At 75.6% G+C, this 20,706-nt stretch carries 14 protein-coding genes; 7 read left to right on the top strand and 7 right to left on the bottom strand.

Going from position 1 to position 20,706, the window contains the following annotated elements:
* Positions 1-94: 94 nt before the first annotated feature.
* Together AC3EVP_RS13405 and AC3EVP_RS13400 are read right to left on the bottom strand one after the other, a co-directional pair.
* Positions 95-1,129 carry a hypothetical protein gene (locus tag AC3EVP_RS13405; protein ID WP_488179799.1) on the bottom strand — a complete coding sequence of 345 codons (1,035 nt, stop codon included), beginning with the start codon at positions 1,127-1,129 and terminating at the stop codon, positions 95-97.
* Positions 1,130-1,340: 211 nt separating this feature from the next.
* Positions 1,341-3,032: an MFS transporter gene (locus AC3EVP_RS13400; protein ID WP_435129663.1), complete on the bottom strand. Its 1,692-nt coding sequence runs from the start codon at positions 3,030-3,032 to the stop codon at positions 1,341-1,343.
* A gap of 347 nt (positions 3,033-3,379) precedes the next feature.
* Between AC3EVP_RS13400 and AC3EVP_RS13395 the strand changes: the two genes are divergently transcribed.
* On the top strand, positions 3,380-5,389 hold the full coding sequence (locus AC3EVP_RS13395) for a protein kinase domain-containing protein (protein ID WP_435129660.1): 2,010 nt from the start codon (positions 3,380-3,382) through the stop codon (positions 5,387-5,389).
* Positions 5,390-5,527: 138 nt separating this feature from the next.
* A complete protein-coding gene (locus AC3EVP_RS13390; RefSeq protein ID WP_435129657.1) occupies positions 5,528-7,402 on the top strand; it encodes a DUF2264 domain-containing protein in 1,875 nt (624 codons plus the stop codon).
* Positions 7,403-7,480: 78 nt separating this feature from the next.
* Here the strand turns inward: AC3EVP_RS13390 and AC3EVP_RS13385 are convergent, their stop codons facing one another.
* Complete coding sequence (locus AC3EVP_RS13385) at positions 7,481-8,758, bottom strand: MFS transporter (RefSeq protein WP_435129654.1); 1,278 nt, start codon at positions 8,756-8,758, stop codon at positions 7,481-7,483.
* A gap of 116 nt (positions 8,759-8,874) precedes the next feature.
* Here AC3EVP_RS13385 and AC3EVP_RS13380 point away from each other — a divergent pair, with 116 nt between their 5' ends.
* Positions 8,875-9,774 carry a LysR family transcriptional regulator gene (locus AC3EVP_RS13380; RefSeq protein ID WP_435129651.1) on the top strand — a complete coding sequence of 300 codons (900 nt, stop codon included), beginning with the start codon at positions 8,875-8,877 and terminating at the stop codon, positions 9,772-9,774.
* Between the two features lie 21 nt (positions 9,775-9,795).
* Here AC3EVP_RS13380 and AC3EVP_RS13375 read toward each other — a convergent pair whose 3' ends face one another.
* The gene (locus tag AC3EVP_RS13375; protein WP_435129648.1) at positions 9,796-11,973 is read right to left on the bottom strand and encodes an alpha-L-rhamnosidase-related protein; all 2,178 of its coding nucleotides are present in this window, start codon (positions 11,971-11,973) and stop codon (positions 9,796-9,798) included.
* 421 nt (positions 11,974-12,394) lie between these two features.
* On the opposite strand from AC3EVP_RS13375, the gene dapD reads away from it, so the two are divergent.
* The gene (gene dapD, locus AC3EVP_RS13370; RefSeq protein ID WP_435129645.1) at positions 12,395-13,372 is read left to right on the top strand and encodes a 2,3,4,5-tetrahydropyridine-2,6-dicarboxylate N-succinyltransferase; all 978 of its coding nucleotides are present in this window, start codon (positions 12,395-12,397) and stop codon (positions 13,370-13,372) included.
* 40 nt (positions 13,373-13,412) lie between these two features.
* On the opposite strand, the gene AC3EVP_RS13365 is transcribed toward dapD, so the two are convergent.
* Genes AC3EVP_RS13365 through AC3EVP_RS13355 form a run of 3 tightly spaced genes read right to left on the bottom strand, consistent with a single transcriptional unit; the run spans position 13,413 to position 16,922 of the window.
* Positions 13,413-14,702, bottom strand: coding sequence for a hypothetical protein (locus tag AC3EVP_RS13365; protein ID WP_435129642.1), 1,290 nt, complete (start codon positions 14,700-14,702; stop codon positions 13,413-13,415).
* 46 nt (positions 14,703-14,748) lie between these two features.
* Positions 14,749-15,399, bottom strand: a complete 651-nt coding sequence (locus AC3EVP_RS13360; protein WP_435129639.1) for a histidine phosphatase family protein — start codon at positions 15,397-15,399, stop codon at positions 14,749-14,751.
* Positions 15,396-16,922, bottom strand: a complete 1,527-nt coding sequence (locus AC3EVP_RS13355) for an FGGY-family carbohydrate kinase (RefSeq protein WP_435129636.1) — start codon at positions 16,920-16,922, stop codon at positions 15,396-15,398. The genes AC3EVP_RS13360 and AC3EVP_RS13355 overlap by 4 nt, the downstream gene beginning before the upstream one ends.
* Positions 16,923-17,251: 329 nt before the next feature.
* Between AC3EVP_RS13355 and AC3EVP_RS13350 the strand changes: the two genes are divergently transcribed.
* The 3 genes from AC3EVP_RS13350 to AC3EVP_RS13340 all read left to right on the top strand — a co-directional run bounded on the left by AC3EVP_RS13350 (position 17,252) and on the right by AC3EVP_RS13340 (position 20,671).
* Positions 17,252-18,043, top strand: coding sequence for a DeoR/GlpR family DNA-binding transcription regulator (locus AC3EVP_RS13350; RefSeq protein ID WP_435129633.1), 792 nt, complete (start codon positions 17,252-17,254; stop codon positions 18,041-18,043).
* Between the two features lie 49 nt (positions 18,044-18,092).
* Positions 18,093-19,109 (top strand): 2-hydroxyacid dehydrogenase, encoded by a 1,017-nt coding sequence (locus AC3EVP_RS13345; RefSeq protein WP_435129630.1) that lies wholly within the window; start codon positions 18,093-18,095, stop codon positions 19,107-19,109.
* 107 nt (positions 19,110-19,216) lie between these two features.
* Positions 19,217-20,671 carry an FGGY family carbohydrate kinase gene (locus AC3EVP_RS13340; RefSeq protein ID WP_435129627.1) on the top strand — a complete coding sequence of 485 codons (1,455 nt, stop codon included), beginning with the start codon at positions 19,217-19,219 and terminating at the stop codon, positions 20,669-20,671.
* The last annotated feature ends 35 nt before the right edge of the window (positions 20,672-20,706 follow it).

Below are 20,706 nucleotides of genomic sequence, written 5' to 3'. Positions count from 1 at the left end.
GGATGCGCGGGCGAGTTCCGGCCGGATCGGGGCGCGGGGGCGGCGCGAGCGCGGGAGCGCGGGTTCCGCTTACGGTGCCGGCGGGTGCCGCGGCTCAGTCCAGCCAGCCGTTGCGGGCCGCGTGCCAGACCAGTTGGATGCGGTTGTCGACGCCCGCGGCGCGCTGCATCGCCGCGATCCGCCGCTGCACCGTGCGGATCGCCACGCCCAGCGAGCGGGCCATCGCCGCGTCGGTGCTGCCCATGACGAGCATCGCGAGGATGCGCTGCTGGAGACCGCCGCCCTCGGAGCCGGGCCGAGCGAGCGGCACCGCACCGGACCAGACGCCCTCGAAGAGCGCCACCAGCGCGTCGAGCAGCCCGCTCGCGCCGACCACCAGCATCACCGGCTCGGCGGGCGCGGCGCCCGCCCCGAGCGGCACCAGCGCCACCGAGCGGTCGGCGAGGCACATCGGGACCGGCAGCCGGTCGGCGGCGCGGACCTCCGCGTCCGGCGGCAGCCCGTCGAGCGCGTCCGGCGCGCCGTCCGGCTGCCGCGCCACGACCGCGCGCTCCACGACGACCTGGCGCCGCACGGCGGGGACGCCGGAGCCGACCGCGCGGAAGAAGCCCGCCCCGCCGGCCCAGTGCGCCCGGCCCGCCGCCGGGCCCGCCGCTGGGCCCGGCCGCCCGTGCGGCTCCACCTCGGGCGGCTGCGCGCCGCCGGGTGCGAAGACCAGCAACTCCGCCCGGGCGCCGCGCAGTACGGCGTCCAGCCGGGTGCGGACCGCCTCGGCGCCCTGCACGGCCTGGACCGCCTCCTCCACCCGGTGGTGGCCCTCGTGCACCTGCTGGTACTCCACCGTGAGTCGGTCGAACAGCTCCCGGCCGCGCAGCAGTTGCTCCTGCGCGCGGGTCAGCAGCGGCAGCAGCCCCTCGTGCGGCGGCCGCGGGTACCAGCGGCCGTCCGGGTCCAGCCGGGCCAGCCCGCGGACCGCCAGCTCCCCGCACGCGGCCCGCGCGGCCTCCGCCGACAGCCCGGCCTGCCGGGCCAGTTCGGCGACCGCCATCCCCCTGGTCGCCACCAGCAGCGGATAGACCCGGTCCGCGGGCGCGCTCAATCCGATTGCTTCAAACGGACGTTCGGCCATGATCATCAACTGTAGCCCCGTTCACCGGCGGAACGCCCGGTTCCGCCGATCGGAACGGGCCGCCGCGCCCGAGCCTGCGGCGGGGCCCACCAGGCCGCGTACGCAAGGCCGTTCACCGGTGACGGACGGTGTCCGCGGCGGCGGACGGTGTCCGCAGGGCCGGACCGGCGCCGGGCCGCGGCGGGCGTGCGGGCCCACCGCGGCCGCCGACTCAGCTCCGTTCCGCCGCCAGCGCCGCCAACTCCCGGGCCACGGCCCGCTCGTGCGCCTCGGCGTCCTCGCGGGCCCGCTTCGGGCGCCACCGCCCGGTCATCACGAACACGAACGGCAGGAACAGCACCTGCCCGCCGACGCAGATCCACCACCAGTCGCGCCACTGACCGGGGCCGTCGGCGGACGCCTTCTTCACCCGGGCGCCGTAGGCGTCGAGCACCGCGAGCTGCGGTTTCGCCCGCGCCACCACGGCCAGATCCGCCGGTCCGACCTCCTGGACGGCTTGGGCGGTCAGCGCCGCGGGCGCCTTGCCCGCGGGGTACCTGCCGAGTTCGGCGAAGAGCCGCGGGTGCCGCTGCACGATCGCCAGCGCGGGCGCGGCGGACCGGGAGGCCGCGCTGACCTGCGGGCCGTGCTCGACCAGCGGCGTCACCGACGTGACCAGCACCGGGATGAAGGCCGTGGAGACCGCCACCACGACCCGGACCGTCCAGCCCCACACCGCGAGGCCGGCCGCGGTCGCCGCCGGGTCGCGCTTCTCGACGGTCTCGGTGAAGCCCGCCATCCACGGCCCGTACGCGATGCCGCTGAACACGCCGATGCCCACGAACAGCCAGGCGAAGGTGGAGTATCCGGTGTCCGGGTGGGTGGCGCGGGTGGCGAAGAGCGCGGTGCACACGATCGACCCGAGCGCGCCGGCCACCATGAACGGCTTGCGGACCCGCAGCCGGTCCGACAGCAGCCCGACGGCGACCAGCGCGATCGCGTTCGCCGCCCAGTACCAGTTCGCCAGCGCGTTGGCGCGCTGCTCGCCGTAGCCGAAGGTGGTCGCGAAGTAGACCACGAAGTTGCCGACGGCCGCGTAGTACAGCAGCAGGAACAGCGCGATGGCCAGCGCCGAGCCCGCGACGTCCGGCCGCAGCACGCGCCGCCACTCGCCGCGCCGGGCCGCCGGTGCGACGCCCTTCGCGCGCGCCTCCACCAGCGCGCGGTCCCGCAGGCTGACCATCACCTGGTCCCGGACGGCGGGGGCCAGTTCGCGCAGGGCCACCAGCGCGACCGCGAACACCGCGAAGCCCGCGATCGCCGAGTAGCGCAGCTCGTCCTGCCAACTCGAGCTGTCCAGCGTGTGGCTGGTGACCATGGTGACCACGAGGCTGCCGACCACCGGGCCCATCGTCCAGGACCCCATCGCCGTCGCCCGCCCCAACTGCGGGGAGAAGTCCCTGATCAGCGCGGGCGTGGCCACCAGGACGACGCCCTCGACCAGGCTGACCAGCGCGAAGAGCAGCAGGTAGGCGGTCTTGCCGCCCGCGTGCGGCAGCCCGAAGAACACCAGCGCCGAGGCGGCCAGCAGCCCGTAGACCACCATGTTCGCCCGGCCCCAGCGGTCGGCGAGCCCGGCGAGCAGCGACGCGAACGCGCCGACGGCGTTGCCGACCACCGAGACCCACACGAAGTAGCGGTAGGTCATCCCGAAGTGCGTGATGATCGAGGTGGCCACGGCGTACTGCACGTAGAGCATGTAGTAGAGCACGACCGTGGTGAGCACCACGATCGCCAGGCAGCCGAGCCGGCGGGCCGTGGGCGGGTAGCCGGGCAGGTCGCGCCGGTAGAGCCGGGCGAGCGCGCCGGGCGCGCCCGGCGCGCCGGGTCTGCCGGCGTCGAACGAGGTCGGGGTGGCGGACATACGTCTCCTCCTGGGGTGCTGGAACCGGGGCACGCGCGGGCGGGGCGGGCGGTGCGGGCGGTGCGTCAGGGCGGGGCGGGGCATGTCGGGGCGTGGCGCAGGGCGCACGGGGCGTCGCGCGTCGCGGACGGCACGGCATGGACCGCGGGTCGCGGGTCGCGGGTCGCGGCCGAGGTTGCGGTGAGGGTAGTACCGACCGGTCGGTATGCCTAGGGGGTGCGCGGTGGCAGGCGAAGGTTGCCGGTGGCGGCGGGGACGGTGCGGGGTTTGTGCGGGTGTCGTCACAAGCCCGGTGGGCGGCGGTGCGCTGATGGCGGGGGCCGGGCGGACTCGGATACCGTGCGCGCATGGGTGCGCAAGGGGGGACGGGTGAGCCGCGCGGCGTGGATCTCGGCGGGAGCGGTGCGGCTCCGCTGACGTCGGAGGACCCGCGGCGGATCGGGCCGTACCCGCTGGTGGGCCTGCTCGGTGTGGGCGGGATGGGCCGGGTGTACCTGGGGGTGGCGGAGGGGCGGTACGCCGCGGTGAAGCGGGTGCTGCCGGTGCTGGCCCAGGACGCGGACTTCCTGCGGCACTTCCGGCACGAACTGGACAACCTGGCGCGGCTGCCCGAGGGCGTGAGCGTGCCGCTGCTGGAGACCGGGCGCACCGAGAACCCGCCGTGGTTCGCCACCGCCTACATCCCCGGCCTGACGCTGACGGAGGCGGTACGGCTGCACGAAGGGCCGCTGCCCCGGGAGGCGTTGTGGTACCTGCTGCGTGAACTGGCCGCCCGGCTCAAGACGTTGCACGCGCTGGACATGCTGCACCGGGACGTGAAGCCGTCGAACGTGATGGTCACGGCCGACGGGCTGTTCCTGATCGACTTCGGTATCGCGCGCGCGGCCGACCAGAGCCGGCTGACGCGGACCGGGATGGTGATCGGCACCCCCGAGTACATGTCCCCTGAACAGGCGGCGGGCAAGGGCGGGTTGACCGGCGCGGCGGACGTGTTCGCGCTGGGCAGCCTGCTGTACTTCGCGGGCACCGGCGAGACGCCGTTCGGCAGGGGCTCCGGCCTCGAGGTGCTCTACCGCATCGTGCACAACGAACCGGACTTCGACGCGCTGCGCGAGGTCGATCCGGACCTGGCCGGCATCGTCGCCGACTGCCTCGACAAGTCCCCGGCCACCCGGCCGTCCGCGGCGGACCTGCTGGAGCGCTGCGCTCGGGGCCCGGAGGACGCCGGTCCGGCCTGGCCGGCGGCCATCGCCGAACTGCTGGAGCGGCGGGCCGCGTTCGCCGCGGACGTGCCCGCGCCCGACGAACTGACCGCCGCCACGGTGGACCTGAAGTCCGCGGGTGCGGAGAGCGCGGAGCGTGCGGAGAACGCGGGGGCCGCGGCGGGTGCGGCCGGTGCGGTGGCCGCCGCCGGAGCGGGCGGCGCGGCCGGGGAACCGCCTGCCGCCGAAGTCGCGCCGGTCGGCAGCCGTTCCCCGGAGGCGGCAGCCAAGTCCGCGCCGGAAAAGCGGCGTTCGCGCACGCTGCTGCTGGCGGTGCCCATCGTCCTTGCGGCGGGCGGCATGACGGCCGTCAGCCTGCTGCCGCACGTCTTCTCCAGCACCGACGGGAAGTCGTCCGACCCGCCCTCGGTCGTCCTGACCTCCGGCTCCACGTCCGCCTCCGCCTCGCCGTCGTCCACGACGCCCCGCCGCTCGCCGTCCGGGTCGCCCTCGACGCACTCCTCCGGCAAGGGCAAGGCGTCGGGCTCGGGCGGCACGAAGGGGGGATCGGGGTCGGGGTCCGGCTCGTCGGGCGGGAGCGGCGGTTCGTCCTCCGGGGGTTCCAACGGCGGTTCGTCCTCCGGCGGTTCGTCCTCGTCGGGCGGCTCGTCGTCCGGAGGCTCGTCCGGCGGTTCGTCCTCCGGAGGCTCGTCCGGTGGCTCCAGCGGGGGGAGCGGGGGCACCAAGATCGGCTCGGCGGGCACGTACCGCGTCAAGGAGGCGTCCGACGGCACCTGCCTCGTCCAGGACACCAGCAGCGGCGCCCCCAGCACCTACGCGAAGAGCGGCGCCTGCTCCTCGTCGAACGCCTACGCCGAGTGGACCTTCAAGCCCGTCTCGGGCAGCACCTTCGAGGTGGTCAACAAGGGCAGCGGCGCCTGCCTCACCGCCTTCATGCAGAGCGGCTGGACCAACATGGACACGTGCGGCTCGAAGTCCGGCCAGGTGTGGCGGATCGGCAGCACCGTGTCCGGCGGCAGCACGCTGGAGAGCACCACCTACTCCCAGTGCGTGGAGCTGGACACCGCCAGCTCGGCGAAGGTGGCGGGGTGCAACGCCGGGAACTCCGCGCAGCTGTGGAAGTACGCAGGATAGGCGCCCCGGCGCAACTCCGGCCTCCCACCGGCCCGTTCCCTCTCCCGCTCGCTGCGGCCGCCTGCCGCGGGCGTTGACGCGCGCCGACCGCAGTTGCGAAAATTATCGCAACTTCACTCTCCGGGGAGGCATGACCCGATGAACACCGGGATCGGCGGCGGCGCGCGGGCTCGCGCGGACCTTCAGGCGTACGTCGGGGAGATGGCCGCGGCGCTCGTGCCGTACGCGAGCCCGCACGGGGCGCGGATCAGGCCGGGGCTCAACCTCACGCACCACGACGACGCGGCCGCGGACCTGGAGGGGTACGCCCGGCCGCTGTGGGGGCTGGCCCCGCTGGCCGCGGGCGGCGGCGACTTCGCGCACTGGGAGCTGTGGGCCAGCGGGCTGGCCGCCGGCACGGACCCCGAACACCCCGAGTACTGGGGCGACATCGGCCACTTCGACCAGCGCCAGGTGGAGACCGCCGCGATCGGCTTCGCCCTCGCGCTGGCCCCCGAGCGCTTCTGGGACCCGCTCGACGGCAAGGCACGCGACCGGGTCGGCCGCTGGCTGGCCGCCTCCCTGCACCGCTCCACCCCGCCGAACAACTGGAACTTCTTCCCGGTCATGGTCGGCCTCGGCCTGGACCGGGTCGGCTTCGCCCACGACCGCGACGCGCGCCGCACCCGGCTGGACACCCTGGAGTCGTACGACCTCGGCGACGGCTGGTACGCCGACGGCGACACCCCCCAGCGCGACTACTACGTCCCCTGGGCCATGCACTTCTACGGCCTGGTCTACGCGGCGCTCGCCGGGGCGGAGGACCCGGCCAGGGCCGAGCGCTTCCGGGAGCGCGCGGCCCTCTTCGCCGCGGACTTCCGGCACTGGTTCGCCGACGACGGCGCCGCGCTGCCCTTCGGCCGCAGCCTCACCTACCGCTTCGCGCAGGGCGCGTTCTGGGGCGCGCTGCCCTACGCCGGGGTGGACGCGCTGCCCTACGGCGAGGTACGGGGCCTGCTGCTGCGGCACCTGCGGTGGTGGCGGGCCCGGCACGAGCAGATCGCGCCCGACGGGGTGCTGTCGATCGGGTACGGCTACCCGCAGCCGCTGATGGCCGAGCAGTACAACGGGCCCGGGTCGCCGTACTGGGCGATGAAGGCGTTCCTGCCGCTGGCACTGCCGGCCGGGCACGCGTTCTGGGCCGCGGAGGAGGAGCCGCACCCGGCCGCACGGCCCGCCACGGAAACGCCCGACCCCGAAGCACCCGACCCCGAAGCACCCGTCGCCGAACTGCCCTCCGCCGTACCGGAGCCGGCCGGCCGCACCGTGTCCGTGCAGCCGCACGCCGGGGTCGTCCTGATGCGCTCCGGCGGCGACGTGACCGCGCTCAGCGGGCTCCAGCACGGCAGGTGGGCACGGGCCGGCGTCGCGAAGTACGCCAAGTTCGCCTACTCCACCCGCTTCGGCTTCAGCGTCCCCGCCGGGGAGAGCGGCCTGCTGCACGGCGCGTACGACTCGGTGCTCGCGGTCAGCGACGACGGCCCGCAGGAGGAGCCCGTGCACTTCCGGGTCCGCGAGGTGAGCGAGGACCCGCACACCACGCCCGACGGCACCGTGCGCAGCACCTGGCACCCCTGGCCCGACGTCGAGATCACCACCTGGCTGACCGCGGCGGCGCCCTGGCACCTGCGGACCCACCGCATCCGCACCGCCCGGCCGCTGCTGACCGCAGAGGGCGGCTTCGCCGTCGACCGCGACGGCGGCCCGGCCCGGTCCGAGGGCGCGCCGGGCAGCGCGCTCGCGGTCTCCGCGGCCGGCGACCTCAGCGGACTGCGCGACATCGGCAACGGCGCCGCCCGTACGGGTGAGGTCCTGAATGTGCTCCCCGGCACCAACCTGCTGGCCCGGCGTACCGCGCTGCCCACCCTCACCGTCCGGCTGGCACCGGGCGAGCACTGGCTGCGCTGCGCGGTGCTCGGCGCGTCCCCCGCCGACGCCGCTTCCTGGGACACCCCGCCGGACCCGGCCCACTGAACCGACCCACCGACCGGCCCCGGTTCCCTGGACACCGCCGAACGCGGGCGGCGCCGGAAGGCCCGCCCGCGGGGGGTGTCACCGCCGGGCGGGGGCGCCGGTCGCTGCGCGGCGGCCGAGCAGCGCCACCGCGGCGAGCATGAGCAGCAGGACCGCGGTGAACCAGGTCATCGCCGTGGTGGTGCTGACGTCGAGGGTCGCGACACCGACGCCGAGGGCGGGCACGCTGAGCCCGACGTAGGAGATGAGGAACAGCCCGGCCAGGGCCTCGCTGCGCTCGGCGGGTGCGGCCGCGGCGGCGACGGCCCCGACCGCGGCCTTGAAGAGCACACCGGCGCCGATGCCGGACAGGATGCCGCCGGCCAGGAAGCCCGGCAGGCTCGCGGTGCGCATCCCGGTCAGCAGCACCACTAGGCCGACGGCCTCGGCGGCCAGGCCGAGGCGGCGCTTGGCGGCGGTGCTCAGCGGACCGGCGAGGGTCTGCGCGACGGCCGCGGCACCGAACACGGCGAACACGATCGCCCCGGCCAGCAGCCGGGAGGGGTGGTGCAGCGTGCCCGCGACGAAGCTGGCCGCGATGGAGGTGAACAGGCCGAAGACCGCGAAGGAGGCGAACCCGGCGGCGGCCGCGGCGATGTAGGAGGGCCGGTCGCCGTGGTCGGCGCTGATCCGCTGCGGCCGGTAGGCGGGACGGACCGGCTGTGCCTCGACGGTCTCCGGGGTGAGGGCGACGCCGACCGCGCTGAGCGCGAGGAGGACGGCGAAGACCAGGAAGGGCACCCGCAGCGGCGCGCCCACGTACTGCGCCAGGATGCCGCCCACCAGCGGGCCGACCCCGAGACCGCCGATGTTGGCGGCCGTCGAGACCAGTTCGAAGCGCTGGCCCGACGCGCCCGGGCGGTGCGCGGTGTGCAGGTCGTGCAGGTGCGCGGTGGCCGTGGCGGTGAGCATGCCGACACCGAGCCCGGTGACCAGCCGCCCGGCCAGCAGCAGCGGCAGCGACGAGCCGGACAGGAACAGCAGCGCGGCCGCGGTCTCCAGGCCCAGCGCGGGCAGCAGGATCTTCTTGCGGCCGACCCGGTCCGAGAGGTGCCCGGCCAGCACCAGGCTGATCACGACGCCCACGGCGAACGTGCCGTAGACGACCGTCACTGTGAAGGTCGAGAACCCGTCGCGGGCCGCGTACAGGGGGTAGAGCGGGGTGGGCAGGGCGGAGAACGCCATCCCGGTGAGGAACGCGAACGCGATCAGCCAGAACCCGGCGCCGTGGCGGCGGCGGTGGGTGGCCGCAGGGAGGACGGGGTCGGCGGGCGCGAGGGCGGTGCGCGGGGTGCGTCCGAGGAGCGGCGAGGTCATGGCGGCGCGTCCGTTCTGGATGGGGAAGGAAGCACCCCCAGATTCCGTCCGCACCGATCATCACGTCAAACGAAAGTTATTGACACCGACGATCAAATGAAGAGATGGTTGCGCCCATGGATCTGCGGCAGCTGGAGTACTTCGTGGCGGTCGTCGAGGAGGGCAACTACACGCGGGCGGCGGCGCGCCTGCACGTGGTGCAGTCCGCGGTCTCGGCGTCGATCAAGACGCTGGAGCGCGAGCTGGGCGCGCAGCTTTTGGACCGCAACTCCAAGCGGGTGCTGCTCACCGACGCCGGGGCGGCCCTGCTGCCCCGGGCCCGGGTGGTGCTGGACTCCGCCCGCGACGCCGCCGACGCGGTGGCCGAGGTGCACGGCGGGCTGCGCGGCACCCTGCGGCTGGGCACCATGACCTCGGTGGAGCTCATCGACCTCCCGACGCTGCTGGGTGAGTACCACCGCCGGCACCCCGGGGTGCTGTTGCAGATCAGCGCCGCCACCTCCGGGTCGAGGGGGCTGGTCGACGCCCTGCGGGAGCGGCGTCTCGACCTGGCCTTCGTGGCGCTGCCGGGCGCGCGCCCGGCCGACGTGGAACTGACCGGGCTGGCCTCCTCGGTGCTGGACCTGGTGGTGCCGGCCGACCACCCGCTGGCCGGCCGCGGCAGCGTGGCCGTCACCGAACTGGCCGGCCTGGACTTCATCGACTCGCCGCTCGGCTTCGGCACCCGCAGCGTCACCGACGCCGCCTTCACCGCCGCCGCGGTGCCGCGCACGGTCGCCATCGAGATCCCCGACATCGCGACCGGCGCGGCGTACGTCCGCCAGGGCCTGGGCATCGCCTTCCTGCCGCGGTTCGTGCTCGGCCGCGCTGAGGGCCTGGCGCGGCTCACCGTCACCGGGGTGGACCTGCGCTGGCCGCTGTCGCTGGCCGTCCCCACCGACCGGGCGCCCAGCGGCGCCGCCCGGGCGATGATCGCGCTGACCCGCGACTTCGTCCGACCGCAAGGCGCGCCGTGACGGGCGCGCCGCGGCAGGAGGTCAGGCGGGGCGGACGGTGATCTCGCGGGTGCCGGCGGGCAGTCCGGTGAGGACGACCCGGCCGTCCTCCGCCCGGGCGGCGTGGGCGTGCGCCCGGCCGTCGGCCCACGCGGTGGCGCCGTCGACCCTGACGGTGTACCCGCCGGTGGCCGGTACGGGGACGGCGACCTCCGCGACCGCGCGGCGCGGGGCGGAGACGGTGAGGTCGAAGACGCCGTGGCCGCGGTCGTGCCAGGACACCGCGATCACCCCGGCAGGGGTGGTCAACTGCCCTTCCGCGCGGCCGAGTCCGCCCGGGTGCGGGGCGATCCGGTAGCCGGCGGCCGAACCGTCCGCGGCGGGCGCGATGCCCAGCAGCCAGAACGTCAGCGCCGAGGTCGGGCCGGTCGACCAGCCGTGCGCGGCGCTCATGTAGGAGCCGGAGTAGTCCGAGCTGCCGTCGGTGCGGTAGCCCTCCCAGAACGTACTGGCCGTGCCCTGGGGCGCGTCGAGCATGTAGCCCCACTCGCGGCGGATCAGGTCCAGCGCGGTGGCGGCGCGGCCCGCCGCGAAGTGCGCGTGCACCTCCATGCCGCCGGGGAACGGGTGGACCGCCTCGGCGCTCTTCTCCGGGCTGAGCGCCCCGACCGGCGTCCAGCGCGCGCCGAGCGCGGTGCTCACCGCGGCCGCCCGGTCCGCGTCCGGCACCAGGCCGAACCACACCGCCAGCGCGTTCCCGTCCTGCGGGTGGAGGGCGGAGCCCGGCTTGTCGCGGTAGAGCCCGGCGCCGCCGTCCCAGTAACCGGCCGCCTCCACCGCGGACTTGAGCGCGGCGGCGCGGGCGGCGCTGTCCTCGGCGGTCGCGGTGTCGCCCGCGGCGCGGGCGAGCGGACCGGCGGTGGCCAGCGCCCGGTACATGATGGCGTTGGCCTCGATGTTCTTGCCGTCGGAGTCGGTGCGCGCCCAGTCGGCGGCGGCCGTGACGTCCAGCAGCCCGTCGCTGTCGATCTTGCCGGTGATGTAGTCCAGCGCGGCCTTGTACCGGGGGTAGATCCCGGTGGTCCACGCGGTGTCACCGGTGTACTGGAGGTAGGCGGCGGTGCCGATCAGCGTCCACAGGTGGTAGGCGTCGGAGTTGCCGATGAAGTCGACGGCCGGGCCCGCGTAGGGGAGGGCGCCGCTGTCGGCCTGGTGGTTGTAGAGCGTCTGGAGGGAGTCGCGGACCGTGCGCATGTCGCCGAGGGAGACGTAGTCGGTGAGCACCGAGATGCCGAGGTCGCCGGGCCACACGGTGCGGTCGCGCTTGGCGCCGTCCACGAGCACGGTCTGCCCGGCCTCGCCGATCCGCGCGCCGTTGTTCCAGCCGACGGCGGGCGGTCCCCAGACCCGGCCCTGGTCGTTGGCCACGATGTTGGTCTGCACCGTGTAGGCGCCCGCGTACCACACGCGGGTCAGCAGGTCGTCGTCGCAGGAGAAGTAGTTGGGGTAGGCGCGCAGGTCCGCCGCATTGGGCGCGAAGGTGATCTCCACCTGGACGCCGGTGAGTTCGACGGTGCCGCCGGACTGGTTGACGACCGTCAGGTAGCGGAAGCCGCCGCGCAGCTGGCTCGCCGGGTCGGTCGCGTCGGTGCCGGCGACGGGCATGTCGGTCGCGGTGCTGATCCGGCCGGACGGCGCGGCCGGATAGACCACCGGGGGCTCGTCGTTGCTGCCGCCGTTGGAGCCGTCGCTCGACGCGGTACTGACGTACGTCGACAACTCGCTGTAGGTCAGGCCGAGTTGCTGGCCCGCGTCGGTGCCGGCGCCCACGGCGAGGGTGACGTAGCCGCCGACCTCCTTGCCGAAGTCGAGGGTGACCGACGCGCCCGCGCCGCGCAGCCGGGCGGCGGCACCGCGCTTGCGCAGCAGACCGCCGGCGCCGCTGACGCTGCCCGTGGTGGCGTACACGGCGACGGGGATGAGGGTGCGGCCGGCGGGGGAGAGGTTGAAGGCGTCCCACCGCCCGCTCGGGGCGGGGCGCGCGCCGGATGCCGCCGCGAGGGGCGCGGTGCCCTCGGGAGCCGGCGCGGCGGCCGGGGCGGGCGCCGCGGCCGGGGCCGGTATCCCGCGCAGCGCCGCCGCGGCGACCACCGAGGCGGCCCCCGCCCGAAGGACGTTCCGCCGCTTCGGCCCTGGACCCGGTTCCGTGCTGTGCGACATGGCTCGCTCCTTGTCGAAGCGCCGGCGTGGCGCCGGCGGTCTCGGACACGCTCGGCAACCGCCTTCGGCGCAGCGGGGATTGAAATGTTTCAGCTCTGACCGGTGGACACGCTATCCACGGCTCACCGGTGCGGCAACCGTCGTGCGGGGACCGGTTTTCGGCCGGGGCGCGGCGAAGGTACCGGTCGTATGCGGGCGGAACGGCTGTTCACGGTCGGCTTCCGGTCGGCTTCGGCGTGGGCCGGTACGGCCGGTGCGCGTCCGCGCCCTCGTGCCCGGGCCGGGCCTGATGGGAGGACGGGGAGGCGGGCCTGAAACGTTATGGGTTCCGCCCCCGGCGGCCGGCCGGTTCCCGAACCGCTCGGTCCGTCGCCGCGAGCGGGTTCGCCCCGCCCCGCGGGGACCGGCTAGCTTGAGGGGCATGACTGACATCCGCCCTGGTGCCGCGGCCGCCGGCCTCGCCACCGTCGCCGACGACGGCACCGTCCTTGACACCTGGTACCCCGCTCCGGAACTGGCCGGGCAGCCCGGGCCCTCGGGCACCGAGCACCTGAGCGAGGAGCGCGCCGCCGAGCTGCTGGGCACGGCCGCGCCGAAGGCCCTGGGCCCCGACCCGCGCCGGGGCGTGCGGGTCGTCGCGGTCCGTACGGTGATCGGCTCGCTCGACGACAAGCCGCTGGACACCCATGACGTCTACCTCCGGCTGCACCTGCTCAGCCACTGCCTGGTCCGGCCGAACGAGCTGAACCTCGAGGGCGTCTTCGGGCTGCTCGCCAACGTCGCCTGGACCTCGCTCGGGCCGGTGCCGGTGGCGCATCTGGAGCAGACCCGGCTCGCGGCGCGCGCGGAGGGCACGCACCTGTCGGTGTTCGGCGTGGACAAGTTCCCGCGGATGACCGACTACGTGGCGCCCGCGGGCGTGCGCATCGCGGACGCCGGGCGGGTCCGGCTCGGCGCGCACCTCGCTTCGGGCACCACCGTCATGCACGAGGGCTTCTGCAACTTCAACGCCGGGACGCTGGGCACCTCCATGGTCGAGGGCCGCATCTCGCAGGGCGTCGTGATCGGCGACGGCTCCGACATCGGCGGCGGCGCGTCGATCATGGGCACCCTGTCCGGCGGCGGCACCCAGCGCGTCTCGGTCGGCGAGCGCTGCCTGCTCGGCGCGGAGTCCGGGCTCGGCATCGCGCTGGGCGACGACTGCGTGGTGGAGGCGGGCCTCTACGTCACCGCCGGCACCCGGGTCACCCTCCCCGACGGCGAGATCGTCAAGGCGGTCGAGCTGTCCGGCGCCGACAACCTCCTCTTCCGCCGCAACTCCACCACCGGCAAGGTCGAGGTCCTCCAGCGCACCGGCTCCTGGGGCGGCTTGAACGCGGCCCTGCACGCCCACAACTGACCCGCCGCCCGACCTACGCCCGCCTGGTCCGCGGGCCCTCTCAGCGGGGGCCGCCGCGCAGGGAGGACAGGACCAGGCGGCCGTAGCGGGTGGTGAGGGCGGCGGCGGTGGCCGCCAGGGAGGCGGCCAGGGCGATCGTGAGGTCGGTGGCGCTGGTGTCGCCGAGCACCTGGAGGACGGACAGGGCCGTGGAGAGGGGCAGGCCGAGGATGGTCAGCACCCCCAGGGCGCCGGCGATCTGCTGGCTCTCCTGGTTCTGCGCCAGCCGCGCGTAGTCGGCCGCCTCGGTGAGGATCTGCTCGAAGCGGGCGGGCAGCTGGTGCCGGGCGTGGAAGTCCAGCAGCAGGTTGTTGGCCGGGCCGTGGGCGCTGAGGTGCTGGCGCCAGTAGGTGCTGCGGAAGACCGCGATCCGGCGTTCGAGGTCGGCGGAGCGGCGGGCCAGACCGGTGGCGCCGAAGACCGAGGACAGGTCGTCGGTCAGCTCGTCGATGTGGTCGCGCTGCGCGGTGCCCAGCAGCAGCGCGTCGAGGTAGGTGCCGCGCGCGTTGGCGAGGGCGCGGTCGTAGAAGTCACCGGGGCCGGTGTCGCGGCGGTGCCCGAGGAACGCGGCGCCCTGGCGGAGCACCAGCGCGCTCCAGTCCGCCGAGATCCGGCTCACCTGCGACCGTATCCGGGCCAGCGCCTCCGGGGCCGGCGGCAGGTCCGACGGGCTGCCCCGCGACGCCAGCGCGCGCAGCAGCAGGTCGGCGTCGAGCGGCACATCGGCGGTGTCGCCGGCGCGCATCACCCGGGTCAGGTGGTCCGGGGGCGTGAGGAACGCGACGGTGTACGGGCGGGAGAGGGCGAACGGCCCCGCCGGCGTCGCGGTGTCGGCGGCGCCCGCGAGCAGCGCCGCGGGCGCGAACGGGCCCGACAGCGGGTCCGGGTCGATGGGCTGCCGGCGCCGGCTGACGGCCCGCAGCAGTGGCAGCAGCGGCGCCCCGGCGACCGTGAAGTGCAGGACGGCCAGGCCCTGTCGGGGTGAGCGGCTGGTCGGGGTGCGCAGCAGCTCCATCCCGTCCAACCGCATCGGCCCCTGCTGCGGGGCGGGGTCCGGCCGGGTGTGCCAGCGCCGGTCGTACAGGGCGCGTCCGGCGGAGGCGGTGAACAGGCCGCGGCGCGCGGCCTCTTCGGCTGCCGCGTCGGGGTGGGCCACCGGCAGCGGGCCCTTCGGCCAGGGCGGGTCCGCCGCGATCCGTACCGGCACCAGCACCGCCAGGATCTGGCGGGTGCCCTCCGCGGCCATGAAGGCGCGCGTCAACTCCTCGTTCCGGCCCCCCGGTTCAGTCACCCCCACACCCTCTCGCCCGCGCTCGAAGGCGCGCAACCGGATGCCCTTATGGATGCCAGGTGGGGACGTTGAGCGTCAGGAGCGACGCCGTCGTGGCGGACAGCCGCAGTTCGGTGGTGGCGCAGTTGCGCAGTGCGGGGAAGACCCGGCGGTAGTGCTGCGCGGGGATGCCGAGCAACTGGCACAGGACCAGCCGGAACAGGGTGTTGTGGGCGACGACGAGCACGCGCCGGCCCCCGTGGGCGGCCGCGACCCGGCGCAGCGCCGCCGCGCCGCGGGCCGCGGCGGCGAGCGGGTCCTCGCTGCCGGGGAACGGGTGCGCGGCCGGGTCGGCGGTGAAGGCGGCGGCCGCCTCGGGGTGCGCGGCGCGCAGTTCGGCCATGGTGCGGCCCTCGGCGATCCCGAAGTCGGCCTCGGCCAGGCCGGGTTCGACGGCGGGGACGAGCCCGGTGGCGCGCGCCGCGGGTTCGGCCGTGCGCCGGGCCCGGGACAGCGGGGAGGTGACGATGGCGTCGAGCCCGGCGCCGCCGGCCCAGGCGCCGAGCGCTTCGGCCTGGTCCAGCCCGCGCGCGGTCAGCGCGATGTCGCTGATGCCGGTGTAGCGGTTCTCCTCGTGCCAGACGGTCTCGCCGTGCCGGACCAGGAAGAGCGTGGCCGCGGGGGCCGCGGGGTCCGCGGGCGGAGGGGTGGCGGTCATCCGTGCTCCCGTGCGTAGGCGGCCGTCTGCGCGGGGAGCCAGCCGCGGTGCTCCCATGCGTCCAGCAGCGCCCGGAACGGCTCGTCGAACCGCCGGCTCGCCTCGGGCCGCGGATCGAGGACCGTCCGCACCTTCACCATCGGCCGCAGCCGCGACCAGCCGTCCGGCCCCGACGCGCCCGCCGACCCCGACGCGCCGTCCGGCCCGGCGCCGTGGGCGGCCAGCACCGCCATCCCCAGCGCGGAGTCGGCGTGTTCGGGCACCGCGGCCTGGCGGCCCAGCACGTCGGCCCGCAACTGGTTCCAGTAGGCGCTGCCGGTGGCGCCCCCGGTGAAGGCGACCGGCCCCTCGATCCGCGCGCCGAGCTGCCGCACGTACGCCAGGCACAGCCGCTCCACGTACGCCACGCCCTGGAGCAGCGAGGCGTGCAGGTCGGCGTCGCCGGACGGGGTGCCCAGGGTGAAGGGCTCGGCGTCGGGTGCGAGGAAGGGGAAGCGCTCGCCGCGCGAGACGAGCGGGTAGGACAGCACGCTCGCCGGTTCGTGGGCGGCGGCCGCCCGGTCCAGCCGGGCCAGGTCGGCGCCGGGGAACGCCCGGGCCAGCGCGCCCGCGCCGACGCTGGAGGCCCCGCCGGGCAGCCAGTTGCCGTCCGCGGCACGGTGGTTGTAGAGCACGCCGGCCGGGTCGGTGAGTGGCTGCGCGGTGACGCCCTTGAGCACCAGCGTGGTGCCGAGCACGCTGTTCCACTGCCCGACGTCCCAGGCGCCGGAGCCGAGTTGGGCCGCGCAGCCGTCCGTCATGCCCGCCACGACCGGGGTGCCCTCGGTCAGGCCCGTGGCGGCCGCGGCCTGCGCGCACACGGTGCCGAGCACACTGCCGGGCGCCACCACCGGCGGGAACTCCAGCTCGGCCAGGCCCAGTTGTTCGTGCAGGGCGTGCGGCCACTCCCGGCGGCGCAGGTCGTAGCCGGTCTTCAGGGCGTGGCTGGAATCGGCCGCCACCGGGTGCCCGACCAGCCGGCTGGTGACGAAGTCCGCCTGGTGGCAGACCCGGGCCCCGCGCAAGGCGGCCGCGCCGCCGCGGTCTTGGTGCCCGGCCAGCCACAGCAGCTTCGCCAGCCCCCAACTCGGCTGGATGCGGTAGCCGAGCGCGTCCCACACCTCGGCGCCGGTCTCCTGCGCGAAACGCGCCTCGGCCGACGCCCGCCCGTCGTCGTACATCAGCGCCGGGGTCAGCGGCTCGCCGTGCGGGTCGGTGAGCAGGACCGTCCCGGAGGTGGCGCAGACCGCCAGGCCGCGCACCCGCGCGGGCGCCACCGTACGCAGCGCCCCGGCCACCGCGGAGGTGACGCCCTGCCACCAGTCGGAGGGGCGCTGCTCGTGCCGGTGGCCGTCGCGGTGGCCGGTCAGCGGCGCGGAGCCGCGGCCGAGCACCTGGCCGCCGCCCGTGACCACCAGGGCGCGTACGCCCTGCGTCCCGAGGTCGATCCCCACCCACAGGTCCTGGCCGGGCGTGTCCGTCACGGGCTCGGGTCCTCTCGTTCGTCGTCCGCTCGCCGTCCGTTCGCCGCCCGGTGGCGCGGGGAGGCTTTTCACACCGCGACCACAGCCGGGCCGGTGCCGGTCCAAACGGGCCCGCGAGCGCCGATATCCGGCCTCCCACCTGCCCAGAGGCGGAGGCGCGGGCCGCCCGACGCCTTGACCGGGCCGCCGCGTGTGGTGAACACTGCCGAACGCTACCTCAGGATTGAATGTTATATCCACAGTGCAGACTGTTATGGGCAGGCCGCCGCGCGCACCGACCGCGGCGGACCGCCGTCGTCGGTCGCCGGATCGGAACGGGAACCGCAGGGATGCCACAGGACAAGAACCGCCGGGGGCCGTCGCAGCGCCGCCGCGAGCTGTCGGACCACGTGCTGGCCGAGGGCTCGGTCTCCGCGTCCGACCTGGCCGAGCGGTTCGGGGTCAGCCTGATGACGATCTACCGCGACATCGACGAGCTGGAACGCGAGGGCATCCTGCGCAAGTTCCGCGGCGGCGTCACCGTCCAGCCCTCCGGCGTGTTCGAGAGCAACGTGGCGTTCCGCAAGAAGACCATGCGCGCCGAGAAGGAGGCCGTCGCCGCGAAGGCGGCCACCCTGATCGAACCCGGCATGTCCGTGATGATCGACGACTCCACCACCGCCCTGGAACTGGCCCGGCTGCTGCCCGGCATGGAACCGCTCACCGTGGTCACCAACTTCCTCGAAGCGCTCAACCTGCTCTCCGACGAGCGCGGGCTGCACCTGATGGCGCTGGGCGGCGACTACGACAGGCTGCACGACTCCTTCCTCGGCGTGCCCTGCGTCGAGGCCGTCGAGGCGCTCCGCGTCGACCTGTGCTTCGTGTCCACCTCGTCGGTCTACGGCTCCTACGCCTACCACCAGGAACAGCGCATCGTGGCGGTCAAGCGGGCGATGCTCGGCGCCGCCGACCGCAGCGTCCTGATGATCGACCACTCCAAGCTGGGGCGCACCGCGCTGCACCGGCTGGCCCCGCTGAGCACCTTCGACCTCGTCGTCGTCGACGACCGCACCCCGCCCGACGTCCTGCGCTCCCTCGACGAGAGCGGCGTCCCCTACGAGACCGCTCCGACCGGGACGTGAGAGCGCCCCGGCCCGAGCACGCGACCGACCGATGAAGGAGACCTCGGCCATGAGAATCCTCGCAGCGGGCGACCACTTCGTCGCACCCGACCTGTTCGCCCGGGAACTGGCGTCCGAGATCGGCGCCGGCCACAGCGTCGAGCACCTGCGGCTGCCGTGGCCGCTCACCCCGTTCGGCCCGGTCGCCGAGGTCGACGAGGCGTCCGGCGACGAGGACACCATGCTCGCCGCACTGGGCGGGGCGGAGGTGTGCGTCACCCAGATGGGCCCGGTGACCCGCAGGGTCCTGGACGGCGCCCCCGACCTGCGGCTGGTGGTCGTCGGCCGCGGCGGCCCGGTCAACGTCAACCTGGAGGCCGCCAGGGAGCACGGCGTCCAGGTCTGCAACACCCCCGGCCGCAACGCCGCCGCCACCGCCGAGTACACCGTCGGCATGATGCTCGCCGCGATGCGCCGCGTCCCCGAGACGTCCGCGGCGCTGGCCGCCGGCCGCTGGGCCGGCGAGTTCTACACCTACGACAACTGCGGCCCGGGCCTGGACGGCGCCCGGGTCGGGCTGATCGGCTGCGGCGCGGTCGGCAGCAGGGTGGCCCGCGCCCTGACCGCGTTCGGCGCCAGGGTGCGGGTGTACGACCCGTACGCCGACGAGCAGGTGCTGCGCGCGGCCGGCGAACCCGTCGCCGACCTCGACGCGTTGCTGCGCGAGTCCGACGTGGTGTCCCTGCACGCGCGGCTGACACCGCGGACCCGCGGGATGCTCGGGGCCCGCGAGCTGGCGCTGCTGCCGGACGGCGCGGTCGTCGTCAACTGCGCCCGCGGCGCGCTGCTGGACGAGGACGCCCTGTGCGACGGCCTGGAGACCGGGCACCTCGCCGCCGCCGCGCTCGACGTCTTCGCGGTCGAGCCCCCGCCGCCGCACTCCCGGCTGCGCACCGCCCCGCGCCTGGTCATGACCCCGCACCTGGCCGGCGCGAACACCTCCGTCGCCCACAACGCCGCCCGGATCGCCGCGGCGGAGGTCGGCCGCTTCCTGCGCGGCGAGCCGCTGGCCCACCGCGTGGCGTAGGCGCGCCGCCTGCTCCCGCCGTACCTCCCGCCTCACCCGCAAGCGGCGTTCGCGCCCTGTGCACGTGGTTCAGCCGAAGGTCTTCCAGCCGAGGGAAGGAACGCACGGTGTTCGTCGGAGTGGACATGGGGACATCCGTCGCGAAGGCGGCGGCCTTCGCCGAGGACGGCACGACCCTGCGCGTGGAGTCGGTGCCGATCGCGCCCGGCGGGCACGGCGAGGCCGTCGAGCAGGACGTCGAGGAGGTCGCGCGCGCCGCGACCGCCGTGATCGGCGCGGTCACGGGCGGGCAGCGGCCCGCGCTGGTCGCCGTCACCGGCCAGGGCGACGGCCTGTGGCTGGTGGACGACCGGGGCCGGGCGGTGCGCCCGGCGATGTCGTGGATGGACGGGCGGGCCGGCGGCCTCGTCGCCGAGTGGATGGCCGACGGCACCGCCGACCGGCTCTACCACCGCACGGGCAACGTGCTCTTCCCCGGCTCGCCCGGGCCGCTGCTCGCCTGGCTGGACCGCCACGAACCGCACGCCCTGGACGCGGCGGCCACCGCCGCCTGCTGCAAGGACGTCATCCACCTGCGGCTGACCGGCGAACGCGGCACCGACCTGTCCGACGCGTCGGTGCCCTTCCTCGACCCGCGCACCCGCACCTACGCCCCCGACGCGCTCGCCGCGCTCGGCGTCGCCCACCGCGCCGGGCTGCTGCCGCCGATCGCCGCCACCCTGCCGTACGGGCAGGCCCGGGCGGGCACCGCGGGCCTGCCGGACGGCACCCCCGTCACCGGCGGCCCCTACGACCTGCCGGCCTGCGCGACGGGCGCCGGGGTCACCGAACCCGGTGACGGGCTGCTCATCGTGGGCACCACGCTCGCCTGCCAGGTGGTCGTGGCGGACGTCGACCTCGACGGCGACCCGGTGGGCTTCCACCTCGCCACGGCCCGCCCCGACCGCCACCTGCGGGCGCTGCCGGCGATGACCGGGACCGCGGCGCTGGAGTGGGTGCTCGGGCTGACCGGCACGACCCACGACCAGCTCTCCGACCTGCTCGACGCCTCCCCGCCCGGGGCCCGCGGCGTGGCCGCGCTGCCCTACCTGTCGCCGTCGGGCGAGCGCGCGCCCTTCGTCGACCCGGCCGCGCGCGCGGAGTTCACCGGGCTCGACCTGCGGTCCACCTCCGCGGACGTGGTCCGCGCGATGTGCGAGGCGATCGCGTTCGCCGCCCGGCACTGCCTCGAAGCGGCGGGGCTCACCGGGCAGTTGGCGGTCTGCGGCGGCGGCGCCCGCAACTCCGGGTGGCTGCGGCTCTTCGCCGATGTGCTGGGCCGCCCGCTGCGGGTCGCGCGCGGCCCCGAGCCCGGCGCGCGCGGCGCGGTGCTGGCCGGCCTGGCCGCCCACGGCGCCGCGATCGGACGGGCGGTGGACACGGCCGCCTGGACCGCGCCCGAGGCCGTGGTCGACCCCGACCCCGCCGCCGTCGCCCACTACGAACAGGGCTACGCCGACTACCTGTTCAGGGTCGGCTGCGCCCGGGACCGCTGGCGGGGCCCGCAGTCCAGCCGCCCCTGAGCCGCACGCCACGGCCCTGGCGTGCGGTCGGCGAG

The organism is Actinacidiphila sp. bgisy144 (genome assembly GCF_057708105.1).
Note: the sequence above shows the minus strand (reverse complement) of the source record. Positions and strands in the feature narration are given on the sequence as shown.

Coding starts and splice junctions, on each gene's coding strand:
- AC3EVP_RS13405 (WP_488179799.1), bottom strand. CDS start 1,129: ATGGCCGAACGTCCGTTTGAAGCAATCGGATTGAGCGCGCCCGCGGAC.
- AC3EVP_RS13400 (WP_435129663.1), bottom strand. CDS start 3,032: ATGTCCGCCACCCCGACCTCGTTCGACGCCGGCAGACCCGGCGCGCCG.
- AC3EVP_RS13395 (WP_435129660.1), top strand. CDS start 3,380: ATGGGTGCGCAAGGGGGGACGGGTGAGCCGCGCGGCGTGGATCTCGGC.
- AC3EVP_RS13390 (WP_435129657.1), top strand. CDS start 5,528: ATGAACACCGGGATCGGCGGCGGCGCGCGGGCTCGCGCGGACCTTCAG.
- AC3EVP_RS13385 (WP_435129654.1), bottom strand. CDS start 8,758: ATGACCTCGCCGCTCCTCGGACGCACCCCGCGCACCGCCCTCGCGCCC.
- AC3EVP_RS13380 (WP_435129651.1), top strand. CDS start 8,875: ATGGATCTGCGGCAGCTGGAGTACTTCGTGGCGGTCGTCGAGGAGGGC.
- AC3EVP_RS13375 (WP_435129648.1), bottom strand. CDS start 11,973: ATGTCGCACAGCACGGAACCGGGTCCAGGGCCGAAGCGGCGGAACGTC.
- dapD (WP_435129645.1), top strand. CDS start 12,395: ATGACTGACATCCGCCCTGGTGCCGCGGCCGCCGGCCTCGCCACCGTC.
- AC3EVP_RS13360 (WP_435129639.1), bottom strand. CDS start 15,399: ATGACCGCCACCCCTCCGCCCGCGGACCCCGCGGCCCCCGCGGCCACG.
- AC3EVP_RS13350 (WP_435129633.1), top strand. CDS start 17,252: ATGCCACAGGACAAGAACCGCCGGGGGCCGTCGCAGCGCCGCCGCGAG.
- AC3EVP_RS13345 (WP_435129630.1), top strand. CDS start 18,093: ATGAGAATCCTCGCAGCGGGCGACCACTTCGTCGCACCCGACCTGTTC.